Annotated in this window: 18 protein-coding genes; 12 read left to right on the top strand and 6 right to left on the bottom strand. The window is 62.7% G+C overall.

What is annotated here, in order from left to right; genetic code table 11:
• Positions 1-115 precede the first annotated feature (115 nt).
• Positions 116-1,333: an argininosuccinate synthase gene (locus PZL22_RS17385; RefSeq protein WP_003529681.1), complete on the top strand. Its 1,218-nt coding sequence runs from the start codon at positions 116-118 to the stop codon at positions 1,331-1,333.
• 62 nt (positions 1,334-1,395) lie between these two features.
• Here the strand turns inward: PZL22_RS17385 and PZL22_RS17380 are convergent, their stop codons facing one another.
• Both PZL22_RS17380 and PZL22_RS17375 read right to left on the bottom strand, forming a co-directional pair.
• The gene (locus PZL22_RS17380) at positions 1,396-2,634 is read right to left on the bottom strand and encodes a multidrug effflux MFS transporter (protein WP_003529680.1); all 1,239 of its coding nucleotides are present in this window, start codon (positions 2,632-2,634) and stop codon (positions 1,396-1,398) included.
• Positions 2,631-3,110, bottom strand: coding sequence for a MarR family winged helix-turn-helix transcriptional regulator (locus PZL22_RS17375; RefSeq protein WP_003529679.1), 480 nt, complete (start codon positions 3,108-3,110; stop codon positions 2,631-2,633). The genes PZL22_RS17380 and PZL22_RS17375 overlap by 4 nt, the downstream gene beginning before the upstream one ends.
• A gap of 127 nt (positions 3,111-3,237) precedes the next feature.
• Between PZL22_RS17375 and PZL22_RS17370 the strand changes: the two genes are divergently transcribed.
• The 3 genes from PZL22_RS17370 to PZL22_RS17360 all read left to right on the top strand — a co-directional run bounded on the left by PZL22_RS17370 (position 3,238) and on the right by PZL22_RS17360 (position 5,518).
• Positions 3,238-3,366 (top strand): hypothetical protein, encoded by a 129-nt coding sequence (locus tag PZL22_RS17370; RefSeq protein WP_003529678.1) that lies wholly within the window; start codon positions 3,238-3,240, stop codon positions 3,364-3,366.
• Between the two features lie 78 nt (positions 3,367-3,444).
• Positions 3,445-4,854 carry a 3-isopropylmalate dehydratase large subunit gene (leuC, locus tag PZL22_RS17365; RefSeq protein WP_003529677.1) on the top strand — a complete coding sequence of 470 codons (1,410 nt, stop codon included), beginning with the start codon at positions 3,445-3,447 and terminating at the stop codon, positions 4,852-4,854.
• 112 nt (positions 4,855-4,966) lie between these two features.
• Positions 4,967-5,518 (top strand): SixA phosphatase family protein, encoded by a 552-nt coding sequence (locus tag PZL22_RS17360; RefSeq protein WP_003529675.1) that lies wholly within the window; start codon positions 4,967-4,969, stop codon positions 5,516-5,518.
• A 37-nt stretch (positions 5,519-5,555) separates the two neighbouring features.
• Here the strand turns inward: PZL22_RS17360 and PZL22_RS17355 are convergent, their stop codons facing one another.
• The gene (locus PZL22_RS17355) at positions 5,556-6,104 is read right to left on the bottom strand and encodes a L,D-transpeptidase family protein (RefSeq protein ID WP_284718518.1); all 549 of its coding nucleotides are present in this window, start codon (positions 6,102-6,104) and stop codon (positions 5,556-5,558) included.
• A 246-nt stretch (positions 6,105-6,350) separates the two neighbouring features.
• Here PZL22_RS17355 and PZL22_RS17350 point away from each other — a divergent pair, with 246 nt between their 5' ends.
• Together PZL22_RS17350 and PZL22_RS17345 are read left to right on the top strand one after the other, a co-directional pair.
• The gene (locus PZL22_RS17350) at positions 6,351-7,034 is read left to right on the top strand and encodes a response regulator transcription factor (RefSeq protein WP_003529672.1); all 684 of its coding nucleotides are present in this window, start codon (positions 6,351-6,353) and stop codon (positions 7,032-7,034) included.
• A gap of 32 nt (positions 7,035-7,066) precedes the next feature.
• The gene (locus PZL22_RS17345; RefSeq protein WP_003529671.1) at positions 7,067-7,522 is read left to right on the top strand and encodes a cyclic nucleotide-binding domain-containing protein; all 456 of its coding nucleotides are present in this window, start codon (positions 7,067-7,069) and stop codon (positions 7,520-7,522) included.
• 13 nt (positions 7,523-7,535) lie between these two features.
• Here the strand turns inward: PZL22_RS17345 and PZL22_RS17340 are convergent, their stop codons facing one another.
• The 3 genes from PZL22_RS17340 to PZL22_RS17330 form a co-directional block, all read right to left on the bottom strand.
• Complete coding sequence (locus tag PZL22_RS17340; RefSeq protein ID WP_003529670.1) at positions 7,536-8,342, bottom strand: exodeoxyribonuclease III; 807 nt, start codon at positions 8,340-8,342, stop codon at positions 7,536-7,538.
• Positions 8,343-8,531: 189 nt separating this feature from the next.
• Complete coding sequence (locus PZL22_RS17335) at positions 8,532-9,434, bottom strand: ROK family protein (protein ID WP_003529669.1); 903 nt, start codon at positions 9,432-9,434, stop codon at positions 8,532-8,534.
• A gap of 15 nt (positions 9,435-9,449) precedes the next feature.
• Positions 9,450-10,736: an ROK family transcriptional regulator gene (locus PZL22_RS17330; protein ID WP_033048664.1), complete on the bottom strand. Its 1,287-nt coding sequence runs from the start codon at positions 10,734-10,736 to the stop codon at positions 9,450-9,452.
• 80 nt (positions 10,737-10,816) lie between these two features.
• Between PZL22_RS17330 and PZL22_RS17325 the strand changes: the two genes are divergently transcribed.
• The 6 genes from PZL22_RS17325 (at position 10,817) to PZL22_RS17300 (ending at position 16,740) form a co-directional block, all read left to right on the top strand.
• Positions 10,817-11,560 (top strand): ATP-binding cassette domain-containing protein, encoded by a 744-nt coding sequence (locus tag PZL22_RS17325; RefSeq protein ID WP_003529666.1) that lies wholly within the window; start codon positions 10,817-10,819, stop codon positions 11,558-11,560.
• Positions 11,561-11,604: 44 nt separating this feature from the next.
• On the top strand, positions 11,605-12,585 hold the full coding sequence (locus PZL22_RS17320) for an ABC transporter permease (protein ID WP_003529664.1): 981 nt from the start codon (positions 11,605-11,607) through the stop codon (positions 12,583-12,585).
• Positions 12,586-12,623: 38 nt separating this feature from the next.
• On the top strand, positions 12,624-13,637 hold the full coding sequence (locus PZL22_RS17315; RefSeq protein WP_003529659.1) for a sugar-binding protein: 1,014 nt from the start codon (positions 12,624-12,626) through the stop codon (positions 13,635-13,637).
• A 390-nt stretch (positions 13,638-14,027) separates the two neighbouring features.
• Complete coding sequence (locus PZL22_RS17310) at positions 14,028-15,104, top strand: Gfo/Idh/MocA family protein (protein ID WP_003529657.1); 1,077 nt, start codon at positions 14,028-14,030, stop codon at positions 15,102-15,104.
• Positions 15,104-15,934, top strand: coding sequence for a sugar phosphate isomerase/epimerase family protein (locus tag PZL22_RS17305; RefSeq protein ID WP_284718517.1), 831 nt, complete (start codon positions 15,104-15,106; stop codon positions 15,932-15,934). The genes PZL22_RS17310 and PZL22_RS17305 overlap by 1 nt, the downstream gene beginning before the upstream one ends.
• Positions 15,931-16,740 (top strand): alpha/beta fold hydrolase, encoded by an 810-nt coding sequence (locus PZL22_RS17300; RefSeq protein WP_003529655.1) that lies wholly within the window; start codon positions 15,931-15,933, stop codon positions 16,738-16,740. The genes PZL22_RS17305 and PZL22_RS17300 overlap by 4 nt, the downstream gene beginning before the upstream one ends.
• Positions 16,741-16,945 lie beyond the last annotated feature (205 nt).

The following is a 16,945-nucleotide window of genomic DNA, read 5'->3' as shown; positions in this document are numbered from 1 at the left end:
AGGAAACTTGCAGTTCCGCTTGTATCCCCGCAAGTTCTGGCTAAAGTGCCGCAGATTTTCGATGCGGCAGCGCCGCACCCGAGAGCCTGACAAAACGAGCAGACGGACAAAAACCATGGCATCGCATAAAGACGTGAAGAAGGTCGTTCTCGCCTATTCCGGCGGTCTCGACACCTCGATCATCCTCAAATGGCTGCAGACGGAACTGGGCGCCGAAGTGGTGACCTTCACCGCGGACCTCGGCCAGGGCGAAGAACTGGAGCCGGCGCGCAAGAAGGCGGAGATGCTCGGCATCAAGGAGATCTATATCGAGGACGTCCGCGAGGAATTCGTGAGGGACTTCGTGTTCCCGATGTTCCGCGCCAATGCCGTCTATGAAGGCGTCTACCTGCTCGGCACCTCCATCGCCCGTCCGCTGATCTCCAAACACCTCATCGATATCGCCAGGAAGACCGGCGCCGACGCGATCGCCCATGGCGCGACCGGCAAGGGCAACGACCAGGTCCGCTTCGAACTTTCGGCTTACGCGCTCAATCCGGACATCAAGATCATCGCCCCCTGGCGCGACTGGTCGTTCAAGAGCCGCACCGATCTGCTCGAATTCGCCGAGAAGCACCAGATTCCGGTCGCCAAGGACAAGAAGGGCGAGGCGCCTTTCTCCGTCGACGCCAACCTCCTGCACTCCTCCTCGGAAGGAAAAGTGCTGGAGGACCCGGCCCGGGAAGCTCCCGAATACGTGCACATGCGCACCATTTCGCCGGAAGCGGCACCCGACAAGGCAACCGTCATCAAGGTCGGCTTCGAACGTGGCGATGCCGTGTCGATCGACGGCGTGCGCATGTCGCCGGCAACGCTTCTTGCGAAGCTCAACGAATACGGCCGCGACAACGGCATCGGCCGCCTGGACCTCGTCGAGAACCGTTTCGTCGGCATGAAGTCGCGCGGCGTCTACGAAACCCCCGGCGGCACGATCCTGCTTGCGGCCCATCGTGCGATCGAGAGCATCACGCTCGACCGCGGCGCGGCGCATCTGAAGGACGAGCTGATGCCGCGCTATGCCGAGCTCATCTATTACGGCTTCTGGTTCTCTCCGGAGCGCGAAATGCTGCAGGCGGCGATCGACAGGAGCCAGGAGCATGTGGAAGGCGAAGTGACGCTGAAGCTCTACAAGGGCAATGTCATGGTCATCGGCCGCGAAAGCGGCAAATCGCTCTATTCCGACAAGCTCGTCACCTTCGAGGACGATCAGGGCGCCTACGACCAGAAGGATGCCGCCGGCTTCATCAAGCTCAACGCGCTGCGTCTGCGCACGCTGGCAGCGCGCAACCGGTAAGCTCCGAGGGCATTACAAGTCGGGAGCCGCGGTGGATCACTCCGCCGCGGTTTTTTTCTTGCTCACTCCGCCGCTTCGCTCAGCGGCGTCTCCGCAGCCGCCGGCGCGACCAGCGGTCTCAGGCGAACCGTCCTGCGGTACCAGAAATAGCTTGCAAGCGAGAGAAGGCCGAAGCTCGGAATGATCGTTCCGAGCGCCATGGCCGGTACGCCGACGAGAGCGGCAAGCGCGCCGCCGAGAAGCCCGGCGCTCATCTGGATGAAGCCCATCATCGCCGAAGCCGTGCCGGCGATATGCGGGAAGGGGGCCATCGCCGCCGTCATCATGTAGGGCATGACGAAGGCGATGCCGAAGGCATAGATCCCGATCGGCGTCATCACCGAGAGGAAGGTCGGTTCCAGCGCATGCATGGTGAAGGCGAGGGCGAGGCTCGCCGCGCCGATGAAGAAGAGACCGGCCGGCACGAGCGCCTGCGGCGTGAAGCGACGCATCATGAGGCGCATCGTGACCGTGCCCGAAAAGAACAGGCCCGATTGCATGAGCATGCCGATGCCGAACTCGGTCGGGGTGAGCCCGACCTGGCTGATCAGCACGAAGGGCAGCATGGTCGCCCATGCGTAGAGCGCGCCGACCGCGCCGGCGATCACCAATGTCGAGGACACGAAGCGGCCGTCCCTCATAAGCTCGCCATAGGCTGCGAGAATGGGCCTGAAATGCCCCTTGCTGCGGTCCGGCGTCGTCGTTTCCGCCATGAAGAGCTGCACGATGAAGCACGCCATCAGCGCGAAGCCGACCATCAGCAGGAAGATCGACTGCCAGCCGAAGAGGCCGAGCGCGATACCGCCAAGGGTGGGCGAGACCGCCGGCCCGAGCGCCAGCATCATGCCGATCATGTTCATGATGCGCGCCGCCGTCGTGCCGGTGAACTGGTCGCGAACGATGGCGCGCGCCACGGTCATTCCGACGGAGGCGCCGATTCCCTGCACGAGGCGGCCCGCGAGCAGCACAGGGATGGAGGGCGCGAAGGCCGCCATCAGGCTGCCTGCGAGATAGATCGCCATGAAGATCAGCGTTGTCCGCCGCCGGCCGATAACGTCGGAAAGCGTTCCCGAGACGAGCTGGGCAAAGGCGAAGCCGCCGAAATAGAGCGACAGCGTCATCTTGATCGCTGCTTCGCTGGAGGCGAAGGCACGCACGAGCTCCGGCATCGCCGGCGTGTAGAGCGCCATCGAGATGGGGCCGAGCGCCACCAGGAAGGCGCCGATGATGCTCGTGCGCCGCTCGCTCATCCTGAGCGTCATTCGGCCGCCCCCTTCTCCCTGCCGGCGAGGCACGGGTCGAGGCGGCGGAGACTGTCCCGCAGGATTCTCAGGTTTGCGCGCAGGACCTCCCGTCCGTCGTCGCCCAGATCCTCGGTGTAAGCATTCATCATTTCACGCAGGCCCGACATCAGCTCGGTGATGAGCGGGTCGGCCTTGTCGGTCACGACGACGTTCTTGGCGCGCCGGTCCGCCGGATCCGGCACGCGCGCCACGAGGCCCATCGCTTCCAGGCGGTCGAGATAGGCGGAGAGGGTCATGGGCTCGATCCCCATGCGGGTCGCGATCTCCGCCTGCTTGATGCCCTCGGTGACGGCCACCTGGACCAAGGTGCGCGCCTCGCCGGGCGTGATCCCGAGGTCCATCGCATTGACCTTGCGATCGAAGGCACCGCGCAACAGGCGGGAGACATCGGTGAGAAGCATCCCGATCGTATCGGATTCGAGTTTCCTGGGCATTTGATCGATCGCGTTGGAAATAATAAGCTTTGCTTATCATATCCGTTCCGGCCATTCAACGCGAGCACGCCCGTCATCGGGCGGCACTCCACGTGCCGCCGGATTGCCGAACTGTCAAAAAATTGATATGAGCACGGTCATGGAATCCAAATTCGGATGTCGCGAGCAGAAGATCGTCGTGCTGCAGGATCACAAGCGCCTGCCGGCACGTTTTTTTGCGCGCGTTTCAGGGGCGCTCACCAGCCGCCTATCCTGATCGCACGATCAGCTGTTACCGGCCGCATTGCGCCGGCCCCCATTCCACATTCTTGAAAATACGATGGATACATAAGCCATGAGCGCACCGCGTACTCTCTACGACAAGATCTGGGACGATCACCTGGTGGACAGCCAGGACGACGGAACCTGTCTTCTCTACATCGACCGTCACCTCGTTCACGAGGTGACGAGCCCGCAGGCCTTCGAGGGACTGCGCATGGCTGGGCGCAAGGTTCGCGCCCCGGAAAAGACGCTCGCCGTCGTCGATCACAACGTTCCGACTTCGCCGGACCGCCATCTCGGCATCAAGAACGAGGAAAGCCGCATCCAGGTCGAGGCGCTCGCCAGGAACGCCGCGGATTTCGGCGTTGAATATTATTCGGAAAATGACAAGCGCCAGGGGATCGTCCACATCGTCGGTCCGGAGCAGGGCTTCACGCTGCCGGGCATGACGATCGTCTGCGGCGACAGCCACACTTCGACGCACGGCGCTTTCGGTGCGCTGGCGCACGGCATCGGCACGTCCGAGGTCGAGCATGTGCTGGCGACGCAGACGCTGATCCAGAAAAAGGCGAAGAACATGCTGGTGCGCGTCGACGGCCAATTGCCGCCGGGCGTCACCGCAAAGGACATCATCCTTGCGATCATCGGCGAGATCGGCACCGCGGGCGGCACCGGCCACGTCATCGAATTCGCCGGTGAAGCGATCCGGTCGCTGTCGATGGAAGGCCGCATGACCGTCTGCAACATGACGATCGAAGGCGGCGCGCGCGCCGGGCTGATCGCACCGGACGAAACCACTTTCGAGTACATCAAGGACAAGCCGCGCGCTCCCAAAGGCGAGGCCTGGGACAGGGCGGTCGAATACTGGAAGACGCTGCACACGGACGAAGGCGCCCATTACGACCGCGTCGTCGTGCTCGATGCCGCCAATCTGCCGCCGATCGTTTCCTGGGGCTCCTCGCCGGAAGACGTCGTCTCCGTACAGGGCGTGGTTCCCAACCCTGACGACATCCAGGACGAGACGAAGCGGACCTCCAAGTGGCGTGCGCTCGACTATATGGGCCTGAAGCCCGGCACGAAGATCACCGATATCGCCATCGACCGGGTGTTCATCGGCTCCTGCACCAATGGCCGAATCGAGGACCTGCGCGCCGTCGCCGAGGTGGTCGAAGGCCGCAAGGTCGCCCCGACCGTTTCGGCGATGATCGTTCCGGGCTCCGGCCTCGTCAAGGAACAGGCGGAAGCGGAAGGCCTGGACAAGATCTTCAAGGAAGCGGGCTTCGACTGGCGCGAGCCCGGCTGCTCCATGTGCCTGGCGATGAACGACGACCGGCTGAAGCCTGGCGAACGTTGTGCCTCCACATCGAACCGCAACTTCGAAGGCCGTCAGGGCTTCAAGGGGCGCACGCATCTGCTTTCTCCGGCAATGGCGGCTGCGGCGGCGGTCGCCGGTCATTTTGTCGACATTCGCGAGTGGAAATAGCCGGTTTTGAGCTTTTCCGGCGTTTGAGCCGCCCTTCGGGGCGGCTTTTTTTATACTCATGATGATGCGACAATGCGCTGCCGCCCCCAATTCGCTGCCCTGAGGAGCTCTCATGCCCGATGACGCCCGGCCCTCGACACGCCGACTCATGCTGCTCCGCCATGCGAAGTCCGCCTGGCCGGACGGCGTTGCCGACCATCGCCGGCCGCTTTCGGAGCGCGGACGGAAAGCGGCGCCCGTTGTCGGCGCCTTCATGACCCGGCAGGGGCTTGCTCCGGACCTGGCGCTCGTTTCGACCGCTCGGCGCGCGCAGGAGACTTGGGAGCTCGTCGCCGGAGCATTGCCGCACAAGATCCCCGAGCGCGATGCGGTCGGCATCTACGAGATCGCCGCAACGGCCATTCTCGACGCCATCCGCAGGATCGAGCCGACGGTGGAGAAATTGCTCCTCGTCGGCCACAATCCGGGAATGGCCGAGCTCGCGCTCCTGCTTGCCGGGCGCGGCGATGAAGCTGCGCTGGAGCGGCTGAGGGAGAAGTTTCCGACAGCCGGGCTCGCGGTCATGGATTTCGACATCGAGCGCTGGTCGGACATAGAGCCCGGCACCGGCCGCCTGGTACGCTTCGTGACGCCGCGTATGCTTGAGGAGGAATGGTCGGGCTGATTCGCAGTGCCCGTTCGGCTTTGTCGCGGGGCCGAAGCTACACGACCTTCACGACCATCCCGCGGTGCATTTGCCGGATCAGTCGCCGCATTGCCGAAAGGCTGACGGCCACGCAGCCCTCGGTCGGCTCGTAACCCGGACGGATGAGGTGGAAGAAGATCGCCGAGCCGGCATTGCGCCTGCGGGAGGAAATGTTCCAATCCATGACGAGGCAGATGTCGTAGAGCCCGTCGACGCGCATCATGCGTTCATGTCCGGCACGAAACGGCGCCCTGACGGGGCGATTGTAGCACGGGTGCTGCGGGGCATCGCACCAGAGCATGTCGCCGCGGACGGCCCGCATCGGCAGGCGCGTCGGGGGCAACGGGACACGATCGAGCCTGACAAAGCCGCCGATGAGCCGCATCGCCGCGCGGGGCGTCGCCCCGTCGCCTTCGCGCTTGATGGCAGTGACGCCGCTTCGCCCGATCGCAGCCTGCTCTACCCGTCCGTCGAAAAGCACGAGGGCGCGCTTCCGGTCGCGCGGAGCGGTTCTGACGAGGATGGTCCCTTTTCTCGATCCTGTTGTTGACGCCTTCTTGCGCATCAGTCTCACAAATTCTTGCTTTGCCGTGATCTCGCCGCGACCTTAAGCCGGTTTTCATATATGACGATGCCTGCAGCGCCGTGCGTCTCATCACACGCGCAGACGGCGCTGCGGCCACTTTCAGTTGCGGCCTGTCTCTATCCTAAATAGGTTAGGATTTAAGGAAACATGCGGCAGCGGCCGCCGCGCTTGCCAAGATCGGCATTTGAGTTAGTTTTGAATCAGGAAGCAAACAGGAACTGTCCCATGGCGACTCGCACCATCCTCCTTGTCGACGACGACGATGATCTGCGTGAGACGTTGATAGAACAGCTCTCCCTTTACGAAGAGTTCGACCTACTGCAGGAATCGACCGCCGGGAAGGGCATTCAGATGGCGCGTGGCCGGCAGGTCGACCTCCTGATCATGGATGTAGGTCTGCCGGACATGGACGGGCGCGAGGCGGTGAAGCTCTTGCGCAAGGGCGGCTTCAAGGCCCCGATCATCATGCTGACCGGCCACGACACAGACTCCGATACGATCCTCGGCCTCGAAGCCGGCGCCAACGATTATGTGACGAAGCCGTTCCGCTTCGCCGTGCTGCTTGCCCGCATTCGCGCCCAGCTTCGCCAGCACGAGCAGAGCGAGGACGCGACCTTCAATGTCGGCCCCTACACATTCAAGCCGAGCCAGAAGCTGCTTACCATGGAGAACGGCCAGAAGATCCGCCTGACGGAAAAGGAAGCCGCGATCATCCGCTATCTCTACCGCGCCGACCAGAAAGTGGTCACCCGCGACGTGCTGCTCGAGGAGGTCTGGGGCTATAATTCCGGCGTCACGACCCATACGCTCGAGACGCATGTCTACCGGCTGCGCCAGAAAATCGAGCGCGACCCTTCCAATGCCGAGATATTGGTGACAGAAAACGGCGGCTACAAGATCGTTCCCTAAGCCGGACGACATGACCGGGGGAGATTTGCCGCTTGGCGCTCAATGACGACATCGCACTCTTGTCCAACGTGTCGCTCTTCGCCGACATCGGCGAGGACAAGCTGAGGCTGATCGCCTTCGGCGCCGAGCGCCGCCGGGTGGCCAAGGGGCACGAACTCTTCCGGGAAGGCGCGCCGGCCGATTGCGCCTATGCGGTTGCGGCCGGCAGCTTCGCGCTTTCGAATGCGAACGCGCAGGGCCGCCAGCAGCAGGTGATGACCGTCGGCCGTGGCGCGCTCCTGTCCGAGCTCGCGCTCATCTCGATGGTCGAGCGCAAGTTCACCGCGACGGCGCAAGAGGACAGCGAGGTGATCCGGATCAACCGGCCGCTCTTCCGCCGGATGCTCGAGGAATATCCCGAGGTGACCGCCATGGTGGAAGCCCGCATCCGGGAAAACATTCAGGCGATGATCCGCCGCGTGGAGGCGCTTGCCGGGCGGTTTGCGTAAGCGGACGGCGTCGTCAAAGCTCGAAATGCGCTATGACAGGCACATGGTCGGACGGGCGCTCCCAGCCGCGCGCTTCCTTGAGGATCTCGACGCGGACGAGCTGGCTTGCGAGATCGGCGGAGGACCAGATGTGGTCGAGGCGGCGTCCGCGGTCGGCGGCGGTCCAGTCCTTCGCCCGATAGCTCCACCAGGTGTAGAGCTTTTCCGGCGGCGGCGCGTGGCGGCGCATCAGGTCGACCCAGGCGCCTCCGGTCATCACCGAAACCAGGCCCTCGGTCTCGACCGGCGTATGGCTGACGATCTTGAGAAGCTGCTTGTGCGACCAGACGTCGTGCTCGAGCGGCGCGATGTTGAGATCGCCGACGAGGATCGACGAGACGCCGGCCTCGGCCTCCGCGTGCAGGAGCTTCATCTCGTCGACGAAGTCGAGCTTGTGTCCGAACTTCGGATTGACCGTGCGGTCCGGCTCGTCGCCGCCGGCCGGTACATAGAAATTATGGAGGCGGATCGTCTTTCCACCGGCCGCGAAGACCACGGAGAGATGACGTGCATCGCCGACGCCGCAGTAGTCGCGGCGGTCGGACAGCTCATGAAGCGGCAGGCGAGAGATGGTGGCGACGCCGTGATAGCCCTTCTGCCCGTGCATCTCGATATATTCGTAGCCGAGCTTCCTCAGCGGCGCGGAGGGGAACTGGTCGTTCCGACACTTGATTTCCTGCAGGCAGAGGATGTCCGGCTGCCATGTCTTGAGGAAATGTTCGACCAGCGGCATGCGCAGGCGAACGGAGTTGATGTTCCATGTGGCAATGGAAAGAGGCATTCCTCGTTCTCCCGGGAAATTGCCGGAAAAGGATCACGCGTCCGGCAACGGGAGCGTTTAAACAGGTTCGGCACCGATCGACAAGCTTGAAAAAGCCGCCGGTACGCAGATCGCGCAAGGCTTCCTGCGGGCGCTGCTTTCGCAGCCGGCAGTCAAGGCGCATTGGAGCGCGGATCATGCCCGGCGGAATTAAGCCAGCATGTCGCCAAGACGAACGGCACCAAAAATGGCTGCCTGCCAGCCCAGTGTGGCCCAGCGTATGTCGATGGAATGAATCGAGCCGGCATGCGGTAATGCGCCAAAGACGCGTTGCGTGAGCGTGTCGCGTGGATAGCCGTCCATGTCGATGACGCCACCCCCCAGCAGAATGATGCGTGGCGAAAACAACACCGTCGCTCTGGCAACGGTTATCGCCTGCTGCCACAATATGTCATCAAGAGCGTCGTATAATTTCGGCGACTGCGCAGCGGCCTGGAAGAGGTCCTTCACGGCGACGCCATGTGCAGATGCGAGGTCCACCAGAGTCGCACCAGAGGCGTACGCCTCGATCCGCTTGGGGGATTCCTGGCGGTCACCCGGCTCGAGCACCGGCATGTGGCCGATTTCAAGCGCCCACCCGCCGCCGCGAAAAATGCCGTTCTCGCCCAAGTAAGCTGCACCGATACCGGTGCCGAAGTAGACAGCCAACACCTCGCATTCGTTGGCAATTGCGCCGGAGGCGCTTTCCCCGAGCAACTGCAGAACCACGTCCCGCTCCAACTGGACGGGTACCGAAAGCGTGGAAGCCAGTTCGGAGGCCAGGCGAATCCCGTTTAGTTCGGGGATGTTTGCGGCATGGATGATTGTATCGCAGTCACGTCCGATGAACCCTGGGACAGTTGCCACTACCCGCTCGATGGTCAGGCCGGCATCGACTGACGCACATTGCAGGAGCCCGGCGAGTTGCGTCGCAGGGGCGCCTCGCCGAAGATGACTCGTCGAAAAGGTGCGCGTGACTTCGAGCGGCACACCATGATCCGCAAAACCGATCTTGACCGAAGTTCCCCCGATTTCGGCAACGGCGATCGTTTCGGAGGCGGCTTTGAGCGTCATTAAAGCTCCTGACTGTCAAAGAACGGCGACATCGCGCATATGCGGGCGCGTATTGCCTGCAAGCATCGCCTGATGCAGAAGATAGGCAGCACCCAGGGCGGGCCCGTCATTGCCGGTGCTTGACGTTTCAACGCGCGGCGTCGGATAGCCTTCAATGAGAGACGCGGCCAACAAAGCCTCCGTTTGTTCGGCCACGAAGGGATAGATCGCGCTGACCGATCCGGCGAGGATGATGCGGCCCGGCTGCAGGACGCAGGCAAGGGTCGCCAGTCCCCGAACCAGCCAGCGAGCCCAGTCGCGGGCGCAGGCAAGCGCGGTAGGGTCGCCCGAGGCCAGCACTGCGATAAACGCGTCAAGCGAACCGATGACCCCGCTGATATGTGCATACCGGGCAAGGAGGGCGTCCTTGCCAATGAATGTTTCCCAACGACCAGGACGCACAGCGTCATAAACGAATCCGGCCTCTCCGATCGGCATGTGGCCGATCTCGCCAGCGCCGCCCAACTGACCGCGATGCAGCTTGCCATTGCTGACGATGCCGCCCCGAACGCCATTCTCGATGAGAACCACGAGGCTGTCATCGCCCTTGCCGTCCGGGGGAGCCGAACGATAGGTCTCGGCCACTGCCACCGCATTGGCATCGTTTTCGAGGAGGACCGGGACGTCGAGGTCGATGGACTCGGAAATCGGTTGCGCGAGGCTGACCCCGTGCCAGCCCAATATGGCGGCATGAAAGGTTTCGCCGTCCCCATCCAGGAAGCCCGGCAGCGCTACGTTGAGACCATGTGGCCGTGCGCCGGGAGGCAACGTTCTACGCACCTCATCAACCAGTGCTACAATGAGTTCCATCGCTTGAGCGGGCCTGCTTGCCGCACCCGAGAATGGGCGAGTGGCCTTGGCGCGGACCGTTCCCGACAGGTCGATGGCGATGACGTCGATCCGGTTCACGCCGATGTAGGCGCCGAGAAAGAAGACACCGCTGCCGGCGATTTCAACGACGATCCCGGGGCGCCCGACCTTGGGTTCTGCTTCGTTGCCCGTTGTCGACTCACGTTCCCGCGCCAAACCAGCATCGACAAGGTTTTGTACCAGAGTCCCCGTTGTCGAGCGGGTCAGATCGAGTTCACGGGCCAAGGATGCGCGAGTTAGCCCACCCGTGCGAAACAGTGCCGAAAGCGCGCGCGCCTCGTTCGGACGAAAAAGCAGTGTGTTTGACAATTTGAAGCCTATTTGTTCGATGAGATTACTAATATCCTCATGCGGTCCTGTCAATCGGGTGGGTTCTTTGATGCAATGCAGCATAGAAAGGGGATGCGGCGCTATTGACGGCCAAAGGAAACGGTGTTTTGTTCGGGAACACTACAAAAGTCCCGGTAGGTGCGATGACGGTTTTGGCGCGACTCGAAAATATCGTGAAGGATTTCGGTGCCGTCCGCGCACTTGATGGTGTCACTCTCGAGATCAACCGGGGTGAGATTCTTGGCCTGATGGGGGACAACGGAGCCGGCAAGTCGACATTGGTGAAAACCATTGCCGGAAACTTCCAGCCGTCTTCCGGTTCCTACATCCTGGAAGGCAAGCCCGTGGTCTTTTCCGGACCGGCAGAAGCTCGTCGCCATGGAATAGAGGTCGTTTATCAGGATTTGGCGATCTGCGACAACCTGACCGCTTCGGCGAACGTATTCCTCGGCCGCGAATTGATGCGGCAGGTCGGGCCGTTCAAGGTGCTCGACCACAAGCGCATGAACGCCCGCTCGGCCGAGATATTCAAGGAACTTAAATCCGAGACCCGACCGGCCGATCTCGTGGTGCGCATGTCCGGCGGCCAGCGTCAAGCGGTGGCAATTGCTCGTACCCGGCTCGCCAGGTCGAAAATCGTCCTTATGGACGAACCTACGGCGGCAATCAGTGTCCGGCAGGTTGCGGAGGTGCTGGCCCTGATCCGTCGCATGAAGGCACAAGGCCTTTCCGTGATCCTGATCAGCCATCGCATGCCCGACGTCTTCGAGGTCTGCGACAGGGTCGTGGTGATGCGTCGGGGTCGCAAGGTGGCCGACAAGATGATCGGGCAATCGAGCCCCGAAGAAGTGACCGGCCTGATAACTGGCGCGATCCAGACAGCTTGATCCCGGAGAAACAACGCATGAGTGCTCCCGAGGAAGTTCCCCACATGGACGTCGATCTCCTGAAGGGCTCCGACCGCCCCCTCTGGAGCCGCGTATTCCTTGCGCAGGAAACGTGGATAGCACTGGCTATCCTGGTGATCGGCCTCGTCGTATCGGTCATCTCGGCGAAGTTCGCGACTTCCGGAAACCTCCTCAACATTTTCCAGAATGCCTGCTTCATCGGGATTATGGCGCTCGGCATGACGCCGGTGCTCATCAGCGGCGGCATCGATATCTCTGTCGGATCGATCCTTGGCATGTGCGGAGTGACGCTTGGCATCGTGCTCAATTCGGACATGCCGCTCGCCGTCGGCATCCTCGCGACTCTCGCGATGGGTGTCGCCTGCGGTATGGTCAACGGAATCATCATCTCCTACGTCAAGCTCCCGCCATTCATCGTCACTCTTGCCACCTTGTCCATCGGGCGCAGCCTCGCTTTGGTGCTCACGAACAATGAGGTGTTCTACGAATTCGGACGGGCCACCAACGGTATCATCGCGCTCGGCGGTGGCTATAGTTTCGGATTGCCTAACGTTGTCTATGCTCTCGTCGCGGGCGTGATCATCCTGCATTTCCTGCTGACCATGACGCGGTGGGGCCGCTACCTGTTCGCGATCGGCGGCAACGAGGCTGCGGCGCGACTGGCCGGTATCCCTGTGGACCTCATCAAGGTCTCGGCCTACGCCTTCAACGGCCTGATGGTCGCCATAACGGCCGTGTTCCTGGTCGGCTGGCTTGGCGCCGTCACCAACGCGATCGGAACCGGATACGAGTTGCAGGTCATCGCGTCGACGGTAATCGGCGGAGCGTCGCTGACAGGCGGGTTCGGCACGGCGCTCGGCGCAGCCATCGGCGCGATCCTCGTAGAGGTTATCCGCAACGCCCTGCTCATCGCAGGGGTCAACCCGTTCTGGCAGGGAATGTTCGTGGGAAGTTTCATTCTAGCCGCGGTCCTGCTCGAAAGAATCCGCTCGCTGCGTCGGTGAGCGCAATCCGCGTCAACAAGGAAAAGGGAGGAACTTCAATGCAACCAGTACGCACTCTCACGGCAGCCCTTTCGGTGGCCTGCCTGGCCGCCGGCTTGACTGCGCCCCAGGCCAACGCTGCCGATCGCGAATTCGCCCTCATCTTCAAGGTGCTCAACAACGCCTTCAGCCCGCCGATCCAGCAGGGGTGCGAGGCCGCCGCGAAGAAGCTGGGCGACGTTACCTGCACCTATCTTGGCCCGACTGAGTATGACGAAGCCAAGCAGGTCCAGCTTGCCCAGGACATGGTCACCCGCGGTGTGGCCGGCCTCGGCGTTTCGGCCGGCAACCCGAAGGCCATGGCTCGCATCATGAAAATGGCCCAGGATAAAGGCATTCCGGTCGTGACTTTCGACACGGACGTACTGCCCGAAGATGCAGGCCTGCGCTCGACCTACATCGGAACCGACAATTATGAGTTCGGCATCGCGTTGGCGCAGAAGGTGCTCGAGAGCAAGAAGGACGGCGGTACCGTCTGCATCCAGTCGGGTGCGCCTGCATCCGAGAACCTGAAAGCCCGCGTCCAAGGCATCCGCGACACTCTTGCCGGCGTCACGAAGGACAAGGGTGCGGAAAAGCTGACAGGCCAGAACGGCTGGACCGAGCCGGCAGGCTGCCCTGTCTACAACAATGACGACATCACGCTTGCCGCCCAGCAGGTGCGCGACGTCATGACGAACAACCCCGAGCTTAGCGCTTTCGTCGCGGTCGGCGGCTGGGCCCAGTATGCTCCGCAGGCTTATAAGCAGGCCATGGAGCCGCTCAAGGCACGCCTCGACAGCAAGGACCTGGTTGTGGTGTTCGGCGACAATTTCGGCCCGCAATTGCCGCTGCTGGCCGAAGGACTAAGCCACTACAACATCGGCCAGCGTCCCTATGACATGGGCTATGAAACCATCATGGCGCTGGACAAGCTGACCAAGGGCGAAAAGGTGGAGCCGTTCATCAAGACCGGTACCGAGGTTTGCACCCCCGAGGATGCGCTGACGACCTGCGGCAAGACTGCGAACTAGGCCTTTTCCATTCCCCATCCCGCCCTTGTTTCGGCCGGGATGGGGACTTGTACTCAGCAAAGCGCCTGCCGGGCGCAGGCCCTCCATCATTCAAGGGCCGATGGCCTCGACGGATTTTTGCATGGCTTCTCGACGTTTCAGACGACTGCATGTGTCCTTTAATCCTATCCGATTAAAGGACACAAACATGCAGCAGATCGAAGTGCTACAGCGACCTTTGCGCGTCTGATAAGACGCGCGGCGCTGTAGGTATGGTGGGTGGCGGTCGGGGCGCCTTCTTCGGTGCGGTCCACTGCCGCGCGGCGGCGATGCCGCACCGTTTCGAGTTCGTCGCCGGTGCGCTGTCCGACGGGTTGCCGCTCTATGAACAAACCCTTGGGGAACTCTAGAATGCCAGCAAAACAGGAACGCCGCCTTCGAGTGGGTGTGCTCGGTGCCGGGCAGATCGCCCAGGCCGCTCATTTCGAGGCCTGCACGAAGGCTGCCAATGCCGATCTCCATGCTATCTGCGATGTCGCCGATGACCTGCGCGAACGCATGGCGATCACCCACGGTGCGGCGAAGACCTACGACGACTACGACAGGATGCTCGCCGATCCCGATCTCGAAGCCGTGATCATCGCGACCGCCGACGCCTTCCACGTCCCGGCCTCGCTGCGCGCACTCGAAGCCGGCAAGCATGTGCTCTGCGAAAAACCCGTCGGCGTGACGGTAGAGGAATGCATTGATCTCAAGGAGGCCGTCGAAAAGTCCGGCAAGATCTTTCAGGTCGGCCACATGAAGCGCTTTGATGCCGGCCTCCAGGCGGCAAAGGCCTTCATTGCCGACGAGATGGGCGAGATGATCGCCCTCAAGGCTTGGTATTGCGACAGCACGCACCGCTATGCGATGACGGATGCCGTCCAGCCGCTGATCGTCACCAGTGCCAAGGCGAAAAAGCCCTCGGCCAATCCGAAGGCGGATCTGCGCCGCTACTACATGCTGGCCCATGGCTGCCACCTGATCGACACCGCGCGTTACTTCGGCGGCGACATCGTCTCGGTGCAGGCGCGACTTTCCGAGCGGGCCGGCATCTGGTGCTGGTTCGTCGACGCCGAGTTCGCTTCCGGCACGCTCGGCCACCTCGACCTCACCGTGCAAGTCCGCATGGACTGGCACGAGGGTTTCCAGATTTACGGCGAGAAGGGCAGCGTTCTCGGCAAGACCTATAACCCCTGGTACTACAAGACGAGCGAGGTGGACATTTTCCGCGAGGCCGATGGCGCGACGCATCGGGTGCTCGGTGCCGACGGTCACTTCTATCGCCGCCAGGTCGAAGGTTTTGCACGCACCATCCTCGATGGTGCGCCGATGGAAGGCGCCGGCATCGACGACGGCCTCGCCTCGGTCCGCGCCATGGTCGCCATCGCGCGCTCGGTGGAGAGCGGCAAGGCGGTTGCACTTTCTGATGTCGAGGGTGGCGTCTGATGAAGCTCGGGGTCTTCGCCAAGACCTTTGAAGGTACGCAACCGGATGCGGTGCTCGATGCCGTCGCGGCTGCCGGGTTTGCCGCCGCGCAGTACAACATGGCCTGCTCGGGCCTCGCCTCCATGCCTGAAGCCATCGATGAGGGGCAGGCGTGCGCGGTTGCCGACGCGGCGAAGAAGGCCGGCATCGAAATCGCGGCGGTCTCCGGCACCTACAACATGATCCATCCCGACCAGGCGATGCGCGAGGCCGGCCACCGCCGGTTAGCCGTTCTGGCGGAACGCAGCCACGCGATGTCCACCCGCCTCGTCACGCTTTGCACCGGCACGCGCGATCCACTCGACCAGTGGAGGGAGCACCCCGAAAACGACACGCCGGAAGCCTGGCGCGATCTGCTCCAGGCCATGGAAACGGCGATCGGCATTGCAGACCGCTGCGACGTCGATCTCGGCATCGAGCCGGAGCTTGCCAATGTCGTCAACTCGGCGCAAAAGGCTCGCCGGCTGATCGACGAGATGCGGAGCCCGCGTATAAAAATCGTGCTCGACCCCGCCAATCTCTTTGAAACGACAACGCTTGATGAGCAGCGGACGACCGTGTCCGCGGCAATCGATCTTCTCGCCGACCGCATCGTCATGGCGCATGCGAAGGACCGGAACCCGGACGGCAGCTTTGCGACCGCTGGAAAGGGTGTGCTCGACTACGCACACTATCTCGGTCGCCTGAAGGCCATCGGCTTTACCGGCAGCCTGATCACTCATGGGCTTGCAGCAAGCGAGGCCAAGGACGTTGCCCGCTTCCTCTCCGAAAAGCTTGAGGCGGGGCGATGAGCATCACCTTCGAGACAAGCGACGGCACGCGGCTGAATGTCGACACGGCGGGCGAGGGCATGCCGGTTGTCTTCCTGCACGGACTTTGCGGCGACGCGGGCCAGACCTCCGAAGCGTTTCCCACCGAACCCGGCTACCGCCGCGTCACGATCGAGGCTCGCGGTCATGGCCGATCGCAGTCCGGCGGACTCGACAGGCTTTCGATCGAAACCTTCGCGAATGACGTCGCTGCCTATGTCGAGGCCAATCTGGACGTGCCTGTCATCATCGGCGGCATTTCCATGGGGGCGGCGATTTCGCTTCGCCTTGCCGTAAGGCGTCCCGATCTCGTCCGCGCGCTTGTCCTTGCCCGGCCCGCCTGGCTGACGGCATCGGCGCCGGAAAATATGATCCCGAATGCCGAAGTCGGCCACCTTTTGACCCATCTGCCGCCGCCAGCGGCTAAGGCCGCTTTCCTGGCAGGTCCCCTCGGGCAGCGTCTTGCGGCGGCCGCGCCGGACAATCTGGCCTCGCTGACGGGCTTTTTCGCGCGGGAACCCATTGAGGTCACCGCCGCGCTCCTCACCGCGGTTTCCAAGGACGGCCCGGGAGTTACGGAGGCCGATCTCGCCCGCATCGCCGTCCCGACGCTCGTCATCGGCCATGAACGCGATCTCGTTCATCCCATCGCCCACGCGCGTGCGCTGGCGGAGAAAATCCCCGCTGCACGCTTCGTCCAGATCACCCCCAAGGCGGAGGACAAGGCGCGATACGTCGCCGATTTCCACCGCGCCCTGCGCACGTTCCTGAAGGATGTTCAGAGATGACCGTCGCGGCAAGCCGGCAAGGTTGTCGAGCGCGTCGGTCAGCGCGAGATTGGGTCGCCATGCCGCGTCTGCGGCGCGGGAAGCGTTCTTTCAGCCCAAGGACTTGGTCTGGCGGGATCCCGAACCTCAACAGGCTTAAGGCACTTCCAGGAAAAATGCGTAGCGGTTTTCCGTTCGGAAGTGCCTCGTTTCAAAGTCGGAGCAT

The sequence above is a fragment of the Ensifer meliloti genome (genome assembly GCF_030064585.1).
Taxonomy (GTDB): domain Bacteria; phylum Pseudomonadota; class Alphaproteobacteria; order Rhizobiales; family Rhizobiaceae; genus Sinorhizobium; species Sinorhizobium meliloti.
The sequence above is the reverse complement of the archived record's forward strand: the minus strand, read 5'-3'. Positions and strand labels throughout refer to the sequence as shown.